Raw genomic sequence first — 11,233 nt, forward strand, 5'->3', positions numbered from 1 at the left:
CAGCACCCCATCCGCAGCGCCTGCTGCCGGTGGGGTGCTTTTGCGCGGTGCGATTTACTTTGTGGCAAAAACGATACCGATGGTGCCGGGGCCGGAGTAGCCGCCGATGGTGGTACCGATGTCCGTCTCGATGATCTGCTCGAACTTGCCGTACTGTGCAAGCCCGGCCTTGACGGCCTCCAAACAGCCGGGTTTGGGCTGGCAGGAGGAGAGGAAGACGACACTGGTATCGATGTCGTCTCGGTCAGCCAGCTTCTCGGTGATGTATTTGCCCACGCAGATGGGAAGCTGACCGCGGTACTTCTTGACCACCTTCAGCTCGCCGTCGATGACGGCCAGACTGGGCTTGATGCCCAGAATGTTGGCCCCGAAGGCCAGTACGCCGGAGCAGCGGCCACTCTTGGCCATGTAGTCCAACTGGTTGAGCACGAAGCTGAGATCGACCTTCTTGGCAAGGGCTTGCAGCCGCATACAGATGTTCCGGGGCGGCAGGCCGTCCGCCGCGAGCTTGGCTGCCCGCAGGACGAGATAGCCCTGCCCGGTGCAGATGTTCTCGCTATCCACGACCGAGACGTTCCCGAACTCCTGCGCGGCGAGTTTTGCGTTCTGGCAGCAGGACGAGAACTTGGACCCGACACAGATGTGGATGACGGCATCGTAGTCTTTAGCAAAGGGCGCAAAAAAATCCGTGTACTCCACGAGGTTCGGGGCAGCGGATTTCGGCATCTTGCCGCCGTTCTGCACATGGGTGAACACATCGGCGGGGCGGACGGTAACGCCGTCCAGCAGGCTTTCCTCGCCCATCAGGATGTGCATGGGGATGAGCGAGATATTCCACTGCCGCAGCAGCGTTTCGGACAGGTCACAGGTGCTGTCCGCAGTGATCTTGATCTTCATGTTCGATACTCCTCTTCTGTTCGCCGGGCCGGGCCGCAGCGCGTTGGTCTCTTCAAAATCCTGAATTATCATAGCACAAAAGCTTAAAGTTTGTTAGGCGATCATAAAAATGAAATGTGAATCTTTTGTGAATCGCTGATTCTGGCGGAAAAAGGCTGGCATTTGTGTACAGTTGTCACAAAATAAACCGGTTTTTTATGGTTCTTTCCGAAAATTCGCTCGGAACTGTTTATTTTGTCCGCCAAAAATTATATAATAAGTAGTACCACACGATGGATCAAAATGAGATCGGTCTGCGCTGCGGCCGTTTTATGTTTATTTGGAGGTTGCCTTATTATGTTTGTTACCGACTATACCAAGCATCTGCTTGATAATGTGAAGAAGATCCATTTCATTGGCTGCGGCGGCAGCGGCATGTATCCGCTGATCCAGATCCTCAACGCCAAGGGCTATGTGATCTCCGGCAGCGATGTGCTGGACGGAAGCATCATCCAGTACGAGCGGGAGATGGGCGTCAAGGTCTCGCTGGGCCACAGCGCCGACAACGTTATTGGCACCGACCTCGTGGTCTACTCGGCTGCCATCTCGAAGGACAATGTGGAGCTGAATGCGGCGGTTTCCTACGGCATCCCCACCGTGGAGCGCAGCGTCCTGCTGGGCTATGTCAGCCGCCTGTATAAGGACAGCATCTGCGTTTCCGGTACCCACGGCAAGACGACCACCACGTCCATGATCACCACGGCGCTGGAGCTGGCAGGCCGCGACCCCTCTGCCGTCATCGGCGGCAAGCTGCCCCTCATCGGCGGCTACGGCAAGGCCGGCAAGGGCGACGACATCGTCATCGAGGCCTGCGAGTATTCCGAGACTTTCCTCAAGCTGACCCCGTATCTGTCGGTCGTGCTGAACATCGACAACGACCATCTGGACTACTACGGCAGCATGGGCGAGCTGAAGTTCGCCTTTAAGCGCTTCGCCCTGATGACCCGGTTCATGATCTTCGCCAACGCCGACGATAAGAACACCATGGATGTTATGTACACCCTGGACCGCCGCGTCCGCACCTTTGGTATCGACAACGACGGTGACTACCGTGCCGTCAATGTGCAGGAGTACAAGCCCGGTTTCTTTGAGTTCGACCTCCAGGAGTGGGGCAAGGTCACCGGCCACATCCGTCTGGCGGTGCCTGGCCGTCACAACGTGTACAATGCGCTGGCTATGTGCGCCGTCTGCCGCTTTGCGGGCCTGACCGTGGAGCAGTGCGCCGATGCAGCCCTGAACTTCAAGGGGGCAGGCCGCCGCTTTGAGCTGTACGGTGAGTGCAACGGTGCAGTGGTCGTGGACGACTACGCACACCACCCCACCGAGATCCGTGCGACCCTGACCACGGCCCGCGAGATGGGCTACAAGCGCCTCATCGCTGTCCACCAGCCGTTTACATACAGCCGGACCAAGATGCTGTTCAACGACTTCGTGGATGTCTTCAAGATCCCCGACATCACAGTGCTGACCCCCATCATGGGCAGCCGTGAGCCGAACGACCCCTCCATCACCAGCGCCAAGCTGGCCGCCCAGATCCCGAACGCAGTCCTGGTGGACAGCCTGGAAGCTGCGGCGCAGTGGGTCAAGGACAATGCCCGCGAAGGGGACCTCGTCATCACCCTCGGCTGCGGCGATATCTACAAGGCCAGCAAAATGATGGTGGCAAAGGACTGAAACTGCCGCATCCGGTGACCAATAAAACCAAAGCTCCCTGCCGGGCACAAAATGTGCGGCAGGGAGCTTTTTTGTGGGATGCGAACCGTCTGTTCACCCGTTCCGCCGTTTCAAAATCTCGTCCAGAATGGCGTCGGCGACGTCCGATTTGCTCATGAGGGGCAGTTCGCGGGCACCGTCCGGGGTGATGAAGGTGACGACGTTGGTGTCCACGCCGAAACCGGCACCGGCCACCTTCAGGTTGTTGGCGACCACCATGTCGAGGTTCTTCCGGGTCAGCTTGGCCGAGGAGTTTTCCAGCATGTCGCGGGTCTCCATCGAGAAGCCGCAGAGGAACTGCCGGGTCTTCCGGGGGCCGATGGTGCCGAGGATGTCGGCGGTGCGTTCCACCGGGATGGACAGGTCGCCGTCCTTTTTCTTGATTTTGTCGTCGGCGACGGTGGCGGGGCGGTAGTCGGCTACGGCAGCGGCCATGACGAGGATGTCCATTGCGTCAAAGCGGCTGGTCACGGCGTCGTACATGTCCTGTGCGGTGGTGATGGGCACATCCTCGGTGAACCGGACCGGCGGCAGGGCCGTGGGGCCGTGGATGAGGGTGACGTCTGCGCCCCGCATCGCGGCGGCGCGGGCTACGGCATAGCCCATCTTGCCGGTGGAGTGGTTGGTCAGGTAGCGCACAGGGTCCAGCGGCTCCTGGGTGGGGCCGGCCGTCACGGCGATGCGCAGCCCGATCAGGTCCTTCGGGCAGGCAATGGCGTGGAGGATGTACTCAATGAGGACATCTTCCTTCGGCAGGCGGCCGCTGCCCACATCTTTGCAGGCCAGCACACCGCTCTCGGACGGGATGACGGTGAAGCCGTAACGCTCCAGCGTGGCGATGTTGTCCTGGGTGATAGGGTTTTCCAGCATCCCGGTGTTCATGGCAGGGGAGACCAGCTTCGGGCATTTGGCCGCGAGGACGGTCGTGGTCAGCATGTCGTCGGCGATGCCGTGGGCCATCTTGGCGATGACATTGGCCGTGGCCGGTGCAACGAGGATGACGTCGGCCTTTTTGGCCAGTGCAATATGGGTGACCTCGAACTTGAAATCCCGGTCGAAAGTGTCCACCATGCACTTGTGGCCGGTGAGCGTTTCAAACGTGATGGGGGTGATGAACTGGGTGGCGTTCCGGGTCATGATGACCTCGACGTCGGCCCCCAGCTTGCGCAGTGCGCTGGCGACATTCGCCATTTTATAGGCGGCAATGCCGCCGGTGACGCCCAAAAGGACGCATTTTCCGTTCAGATCCATCCAAAAACCTCCCAAATCTCTGGTTTGCTCCCTTTAGTATAATGCAAAATTGCCGCCAGCACAATAAAATCTTTTTGCAGCACTTGTAACGGAAGGCAAAATGCGGTAAAATAACCCTTGACTTAGAGTGAAAGGAACCTCTCAGTCATCGCGAAGCAGACGGAGAGGTTGTACGTATCTTCAGAAAGGTTTCCCAAATATGATCTTAGCCATTGATATAGGCAACACCACCGTCGCCCTGGGGGGCATCAAGGACGGACGTGTATGCTTTGTGGCCCACATGGATACGGTGCGCACCCGCACGGCGGCGGAGTACCGCGCCGAGATGGAAAAGGTGTTTTCGCACCGCCGCCACCCGGAGCGCCCCATGCGCTTTGAGGGTGCGGTGCTGACCAGCGTTGTGCCCCAGATCACGGGGGCGCTGGCCGAGTGCGCCCGCCATTACACCGGCAAAAAGCCGGTCATCGTATCGCCGGACATCCGCACCGGCCTGACCATGGGCGTGCCCGACCCCCATACCGTGGGCAAGGACCGTCTGGTCGATGCTGCCTATGCGGCGGCAAAGTTCCCGCTGCCGGTCATCACGGTGGACCTGGGAACGGCCACTACCTTCAATGTGGTGGATGAGGACCGGGTGTTCCGGGGCGGCGTCATCTGCCCCGGCCTGTCCACCGGGCTGCGGGCCTTGGGGGAGCGCTGCGCCCAGCTTCCGCAGGTGCGTCTCGGCTCCCCGAAGAGCGCCATCGGTGTGAACACCGAGAGCTGTATGCTGTCCGGCTCGGTGCTGGGCACAGCGGTGCTGCTGGACGGCATCACCCAGCGCATCGAAGAAGAACTGGGCCGCCCGGCAACGCTGGTCGTGACCGGCGGTCTGGCCAAATACGTCACCCCGCTCTGCCGCCACCCGCTGACCTACGACCCCGAACTGCTGATGAAGGGTCTGGCGCTCCTGTACCAGATGAACGCGCCGCAGCACCACGCAGGCGGCGGCAAAAAGCGGAACCAGAACTTCCGCCGCGCCCGCCGACCCCACCCGCAGCGCCGGGAGCGCCGCGAGGATGAGGCCAAAGCAGGCTGACGACAGACAGGATGGAGAAGAGAATGAAATTAGGGATTCTGGGCACGGGCATGATCGTGCGGGAATTTTTGCCGTGGCTGACCGGGGCGGACTCGCCTTTTACGGTACAGTGCATCTGCAGCACCCAGCGCAGCGCAGAGGCGGCGGGGGAGCTGTGCGAACAGTACGGCATCCCCCAGCATACCACCAACTATTTTGAGTTGTTACAGGACGTGGACGTGGTCTATCTGGCCGTGCCGAACAACCAGCACGCCCGCTATGCCAAGGTGGCCATCGAGGCGGGGAAGCACGTCATCGTAGAAAAGCCGATGGCCATCAATGCCTTGCAGGCAGAGGAGCTGGCGAATCTGGCCCGCCGCAGGAAGGTCTTCCTGTTCGAGGCCATGACCACCCAGTATCTGGAAAATTACAACAAGATCCGCGAACTGCTGCCCCGCGTAGGCAAAGTGAAGCTGGTGCAGTGCAACTTCAGCCAGTATTCCAGCCGGTACGATGCTTTCTGCGCCGGGGAGACGCCGGTCTCCTTTGACCCGGCCCGTGCGGGCGGTGCGCTGATGGACCTGAACGTCTACAACATCAGCTACATCGTGGGTCTGTTCGGCGAGCCGAATCAGGTGCACTACACCGCCAACATCGAGCGCGGCATCGACACCAGCGGCATCCTGACCATGGAATACAACAGTTTCCGTGCGGTGAGCATCGCCGCCAAGGACTGCGGCGCCCCGGCCCGGTATGTCATCCAGGGCACGAAGGGCTATATTTTGCAGAAATCCACCGCCAACTGGTGCGGCGGTGTGACCTTCCACCCCAATGAGGGCAAGGAAGAGCACTACAACCTCAACGGCGGCCGCCCCCGGCAGGCGGCCGAGTTCCATGCGTTCGCCCGCGCCATCGAGGGCGGGGACCAGGAGCTTTGCAGCCGGATGCTGGATACCTCTGTGGCCGTCAGCAAGGTGCTGACCGTGGCCCGGCGGTCAGCAGGACTCAAGTTCTGACCACGGACAATGCCCTGACAAGCGTGTCTGAAGTCCGTATAAACAAAATTTATCCCGCATAGAGCGGGCAGGTTTGCGCCGTATCCGACGTAAGGGCGGAACGGCAGCAGGAGGAAAACAGAATGAAAAACAACGATCTTCGTACTCTCACCCGGCTGGCACTGCTGGTCGCCATCGAGCTGGTCATGAAGGCCATCGGCCTGGGCAGTGTGCCCATGGGCCCGCTTTACATGAGCTTTTTGACCCTTCCCATCGCCGTGGGTGCCATCACCATGGGCCCCGCTGCGGGTGCCATCCTGGGCGGCGTGTTCGGCGCGGTGAGCTTCTATGACGCCATCACCGGCGCTTCGGCCATGACCGGGGCCCTGTTCCAGGTCAGCCCGGTCAACACCTTCATCCTCTGCGTGGGGATGCGTGTGCTGATGGGCCTGTGCGTCGGCCTCATCTTCAACGGCCTGAAGAAGCTGGACAAGCCCGGCACCTGGAGCTACATCCTCAGCGCCATGTGCGCCCCGGCCCTGAATACCCTGTTCTTCATGGGCTACATCGTGCTGGCCTTCTACGGCTGCGACTATGTCCAGAACCTCGTGTCCGTCAAGGGCGCGGCCAACCCGTTCATGTTCGTCGTCCTGCTGGTCGGTGTGCAGGGCGTGGCCGAGTTCCTGGTGTCCGGCATCCTGGGCGGCATCGTCGCCCGTGCTGTGCACAAGTTTTTGAAGTAACCGACGCGCCACACGTCAGGGCAGCGCGTCCGGCCCGATCATAACATAACAAAAGCCAGAACTGGTCTGCCAAACGGCAGCGCAGTTCTGGCTTTTTTGCAGCTTCATGCAGCACCCGGAACCGGGTACGGACGGCGGATCACGCCTCTGCGATGGCCTCGATCTCGCACAGGACGCCCTTGGGCAGGTCCTTGACGGCGACACAGCTGCGGGCGGGCTTGGAGGTGAAGAACTTGGCGTAAACCTCGTTGAAGGCCGCAAAATCCGCGATGTCGGCCAGGAAGCAGGTGGTCTTGACCACCTTGTCAAAGCCGCTGCCGCCGGCTTCCAGAATGGCGCCGACGTTCTTGCAGCTCTGCTCCGCCTGTGCGGCGATGCCTTCGGGGATGGTGCCGTCGGCGGGGTTCACCGGAATCTGGCCGGAGGTGTAAACAAAACCGTTGGTGAGAAAGCCCTGCGAGTAGGGGCCGATGGCGCCGGGGGCCTTTTCTGTAGCGATCACTTTCATAGGATACTCCTTCTTTCTTCATCTGAGATGTGAAATGTGTTTGCTATGCTGAGTCTACACCCGGCGGGCGGGTGCTGTCAATCATTCGGCACTTTTTTCGCCGTCCGGCTTTACATTCCGCGCAAAAGGCGGTATTCTTTATGTACCAACCACTGTTTCAGGAGGAGCCCCATGGATATCCGCCAGCTGCATTATTTTCTGGTCCTGTGCGAGGAGATGAACTACACCCGCGCGGCCCAGCGGCTGTTTCTGTCGCGGCAGGCGCTGCGGCAGAGCATCACCGCGCTGGAAGCCGAACTCTGCGGGCCGCTGTTCCTCAGCGCCCATCACAAGCTCTCGCTCACCGAGCGGGGGCTGAGCCTGCAGCGCCATGCGGCCCCGGTGGTGGAGCAGTTCCAGCAGATGCAGGCGGCCCTCCATGCCGAGATCCAGTCCGCCCAGCCGGTGCGCATCGGCATCAGCGTCTCGCTGGTGCCGGACTATCTGCCCGGTCTGGAGACCCAGCTGGACAAGTTCCGCCAGCAGTACCCCCACATCGAGATGCGGTTCCGCCTGCTGGACAACGATGCCGTGGCCGACGGAGTAGAGCAGGGCGAGCTGGATGCGGGGCTGGTCATGGACCTGGGCTGCGCGGCGCAGGTGCTGGCCCGCACGACCCTGCGGGCAGACCCCGCCTGCCTGCTGGTGCCGCGCGGCCACCCCTTCTGGGAAAAGGAGCGGGTGCCGCTGGCAGCGCTGCGGGGGCAGCGGGTGCTGCTGCCCAGCCTGCGGCAGGACCTGTTTGCGCCCCTGTGGGACGCCTGCGCCAAGGCGGGCTTTGCGCCCGACGCTGAGATCGGCCCCAGTTTCTATCAGGCCTATTATCTGGTGCAGGAGCAGCTGTGCACCTGCCTGACCCGGTACGAGCCGGGGGCACGGCGGGAGCTGGACCGGGTGCGCGATGTGCTCATCGAGGATATGCCGCCGCTCTGCGTCTCGATGGTGCAGCGGCGGGACCACAACTCGGCCTATCTGGACCTGCTGCGCAGCTACCTGATGGAGGTGCTGGGCGGTACGGCATCGCTGCCGCCCCGGCGGGGCCGCCCGGCCAAGCCGTTCTACAGCCGTCCGGTGCTGTCCAGCACGGCGGTGGAAAAGCCTGCGCCCCACCCCACGCCCGGAACCCAGCTGCCCTTTGCGGGCGGGAACAACTTCCGGGAGCTGGGCGGCTACCCGGCCGATGAGGGCAAACATGTCCGCTGGGGGCAGATCTACCGGGGCATCCCCACCGGTCTGCTGACGAGCGACGCCGACCGGAAGCTGCTGGATTCCCTTGGGCTGCGCCTCATCCTCGACCTGCGCAGCGGGCAGGAGGCCGAGAAGACGCCGGATTATGTGCCGGACGGTGCCCGGATGGTGCGCATCTGCGGGCTCTGCCTGGACGACGGCAAGGAAGTGGATTTCTCGCCGGAGGACCGCGAGCGCCTGCTGGAAGGCAAGCCGGACGAAGGCCGCCGGATGGCCGATGCCATGTACCGGCAGATGCTCTTTGGCAACAAGGCCTACAAGGAGCTGTTCCGCGCTCTGGAAGTGGGTGAGACCCCGGTGCTTTTCCACTGCTCCGGCGGCAAGGACCGCACCGGCGTGGCGGCTATGCTGATCCTGCTGGCGCTGGGCGCTTCGGACGAGACGATCCGTCAGGATTTCGTCCGGACGAACGAATGCCGCCGCCCGGAGCTGGAAAAGATCTGGGCCGAACATGCCGACGAGATCGCTGCCCGCCCGGAACAGAAGAAGTTTTATCAGGGCATCGCAGGGGTGCACCCCGAATCGGTGGACCTGGTGCTCTCCGCCATCCGGGAGAAATGCGGCAGCGCCGAGGCCTACCTCGAAGCCGAATACGGCCTGACCCCGGCCCGCCTGATGCGGCTGCGGCGGATGTATCTGGAGTAAATTTTCAAAATTGCGCCCGCTTCCCTTGACATTGCTTCAAATGTTTCGTAATATAAGAAGTAGTATGGAATCCATGACGCTGTGTGCAGGGGTATTCCGCAACCAAATTTCAATGGGGCTTCATCTGCCCGTTTTTATATGAAAACCTTGTAAATAAAAAAGAAGTGCAGAACGCGCACCCGAAGGGTCTTTCCGGTGGTGTGTTCCAGTCCGGCTTCTTTTGTGTTGAGAGCTTGATTTTGTCTTGTTGCCCACGCCTTGCCCGGCAGCGTCTCCAGCATTTCGTTGAATTTGAACTTTAACGTTAAGGAGAGTGAACACGATGCCCACGATCGCATTGGTTTTGATCGTGGCCGTGATCGCAGCTGCTGCCGGCATCGGCGGGGGTTATTTTATTGGTTATAACAACCGTAAAAAGACCGCCGAGGCCCAGATCGGCAGCGCCGAAGCCGAGGCGACCCGGCTGGTGAACGAAGCGATCAAGACCGCAGACCAAAAACGAAAAGAAGCTGTTCTGGAAGCAAAGGACGAGGCCTTCCGCCTGAAAGCGGAGGTGGACGCCCAGAAGGCGGAAGCCGACAAGGAGATCAAGCAGCGCCGCGCTGAGATCACCCGTCAGGAGAACCGCATCGACCAGAAGGAAACAGCTCTGGACCGCAAGACCGAAGCTCTGGAGAAAAAAGAAGAAGAGCTGAAGAAGAAGAACGAGGAAGCCGACGCCCATCTGGCGGAGGTGGACGCCATCCGCGCCAAGGAGATGGAGCGGCTGGAAACGCTGGCCGGTCTGAGCCAGGAAGACGCCCGCGAAGTGCTGCTGCACAAGGTGGACGAGGAACTGACCCACGAAAAGGCCGTCCGTGTGGCAGCCTACGAGACCGACCTGAAGGAGAACTGCGACAATCTGGCCCGCAACCTCATCGGGCAGGCCATTGCCCGCTGTGCAGCCGACCATTGCAGCGAGACCACCGTCAGCGTGGTGCCGCTGCCCAGCGATGAGATGAAGGGCCGCATCATCGGCCGCGAGGGCCGCAACATCCGTGCGCTGGAAACGGCCACCGGCGTGGACCTCATCATCGACGATACCCCGGAGGCCATCACCCTGTCCTCCTTCGACCAGACCCGCCGCGAAGTGGCCCGCATGACCCTGGAACGCCTGATCGGCGACGGCCGCATCCACCCCGCCCGCATCGAGGAAACGGTGGAGAAGTGCCGCCACGATCTGGAACTGCAGATGAAGCGCGAGGGCGAGAAGGCCGTGATGGAGCTTGGCATCCATGGCCTGCACCCCGACCTCATCAAGCTCATCGGCCGCCTGAAGTACCGCACCAGCTTCGGCCAGAATGCTCTGACCCACAGCATGGAGGTGGCCTGGCTGGCCGGTCTGCTGGCAGGCGAGATGGGCGTGAACGTCACGCTGGCCCGCCGTGCCGGTCTGCTGCATGATATCGGCAAGGCGCTCGACCACGAGATCGAGGGCAGCCATGTGCAGATCGGTGTGGACATCTGCCGCAAGTACAAGGAAAACACCCAGGTCATCCACGCCATCGAGGCCCACCACGGCGATGTGGAGCCGAAGACCCCGCTGGCCTTCATCATCCAGGCCTGCGACGCCATCAGCGCCGCTCGCCCCGGTGCCCGCCGTGAGAACGTGGAGAGCTACGTCAAGCGTCTGGAAAATCTGGAGGAGATCTCTTCCAGCTTCGAGGGCGTCGAGCAGGCCTTTGCTGTTCAGGCAGGCCGCGAAGTGCGCATCATGGTCAAGCCCGATGTCATCAGCGACGATCAGGTCATCCTGCTGGCCCGCCAGATCGCAAAGAAGATCGAGGACACGCTGGATTACCCTGGCCAGATCAAGGTCAACGTCATCCGCGAGAGCCGCGCCGTCGATTACGCAAAATAAGATCCTTTCCCGAAGCCCGCTGTATGGTTGCAGCGGGCTTCTTTTAGTTAGCTTGAGCGAGTCAAAACCACCAGCTAGGCTGGTGGTTTTGACTGAGGAGAGGGGATACCGTGCCATTGCCATTGTACCATCGCTCAGGCCTGCACTGGTGGGGGAAGATACTCCGGCGGTCGATGCGAACGGCAGGAGTGAGCGGGC

Annotated in this window: 9 protein-coding genes; 6 read left to right on the top strand and 3 right to left on the bottom strand. The window is 61.3% G+C overall.

Annotated elements, in window-relative coordinates; translation table 11 throughout:
* Positions 1 to 54: 54 nt before the first annotated feature.
* On the bottom strand, positions 55 to 897 hold the full coding sequence (locus DWY95_RS03480) for a DegV family protein (protein WP_097791605.1): 843 nt from the start codon (positions 895 to 897) through the stop codon (positions 55 to 57).
* Between the two features lie 336 nt (positions 898 to 1,233).
* On the opposite strand from DWY95_RS03480, the gene murC reads away from it, so the two are divergent.
* On the top strand, positions 1,234 to 2,610 hold the full coding sequence (murC, locus tag DWY95_RS03485) for a UDP-N-acetylmuramate--L-alanine ligase (protein WP_118552374.1): 1,377 nt from the start codon (positions 1,234 to 1,236) through the stop codon (positions 2,608 to 2,610).
* Between the two features lie 93 nt (positions 2,611 to 2,703).
* Here murC and coaBC read toward each other — a convergent pair whose 3' ends face one another.
* On the bottom strand, positions 2,704 to 3,900 hold the full coding sequence (gene coaBC, locus DWY95_RS03490) for a bifunctional phosphopantothenoylcysteine decarboxylase/phosphopantothenate--cysteine ligase CoaBC (protein ID WP_118552376.1): 1,197 nt from the start codon (positions 3,898 to 3,900) through the stop codon (positions 2,704 to 2,706).
* 199 nt (positions 3,901 to 4,099) lie between these two features.
* Between coaBC and DWY95_RS03495 the strand changes: the two genes are divergently transcribed.
* The 3 genes from DWY95_RS03495 to DWY95_RS03505 all read left to right on the top strand — a co-directional run bounded on the left by DWY95_RS03495 (position 4,100) and on the right by DWY95_RS03505 (position 6,695).
* Complete coding sequence (locus DWY95_RS03495; RefSeq protein WP_118552378.1) at positions 4,100 to 4,978, top strand: type III pantothenate kinase; 879 nt, start codon at positions 4,100 to 4,102, stop codon at positions 4,976 to 4,978.
* 23 nt (positions 4,979 to 5,001) lie between these two features.
* On the top strand, positions 5,002 to 5,973 hold the full coding sequence (locus DWY95_RS03500) for a Gfo/Idh/MocA family oxidoreductase (protein WP_097791609.1): 972 nt from the start codon (positions 5,002 to 5,004) through the stop codon (positions 5,971 to 5,973).
* Positions 5,974 to 6,095: 122 nt separating this feature from the next.
* Complete coding sequence (locus DWY95_RS03505; RefSeq protein ID WP_118552380.1) at positions 6,096 to 6,695, top strand: ECF transporter S component; 600 nt, start codon at positions 6,096 to 6,098, stop codon at positions 6,693 to 6,695.
* A 139-nt stretch (positions 6,696 to 6,834) separates the two neighbouring features.
* On the opposite strand, the gene DWY95_RS03510 is transcribed toward DWY95_RS03505, so the two are convergent.
* Positions 6,835 to 7,203, bottom strand: a complete 369-nt coding sequence (locus tag DWY95_RS03510) for a RidA family protein (RefSeq protein ID WP_118552382.1) — start codon at positions 7,201 to 7,203, stop codon at positions 6,835 to 6,837.
* A 171-nt stretch (positions 7,204 to 7,374) separates the two neighbouring features.
* Here DWY95_RS03510 and DWY95_RS03515 point away from each other — a divergent pair, with 171 nt between their 5' ends.
* The gene (locus DWY95_RS03515; RefSeq protein ID WP_118552384.1) at positions 7,375 to 9,135 is read left to right on the top strand and encodes a tyrosine-protein phosphatase; all 1,761 of its coding nucleotides are present in this window, start codon (positions 7,375 to 7,377) and stop codon (positions 9,133 to 9,135) included.
* Between the two features lie 322 nt (positions 9,136 to 9,457).
* Complete coding sequence (rny, locus tag DWY95_RS03520; protein ID WP_097791613.1) at positions 9,458 to 11,035, top strand: ribonuclease Y; 1,578 nt, start codon at positions 9,458 to 9,460, stop codon at positions 11,033 to 11,035.
* Positions 11,036 to 11,233 lie beyond the last annotated feature (198 nt).

Origin of the sequence: Faecalibacterium sp. AF28-13AC (assembly GCF_003478405.1) — a bacterium.
Lineage (GTDB): Bacteria > Bacillota > Clostridia > Oscillospirales > Ruminococcaceae > Faecalibacterium > Faecalibacterium prausnitzii_E.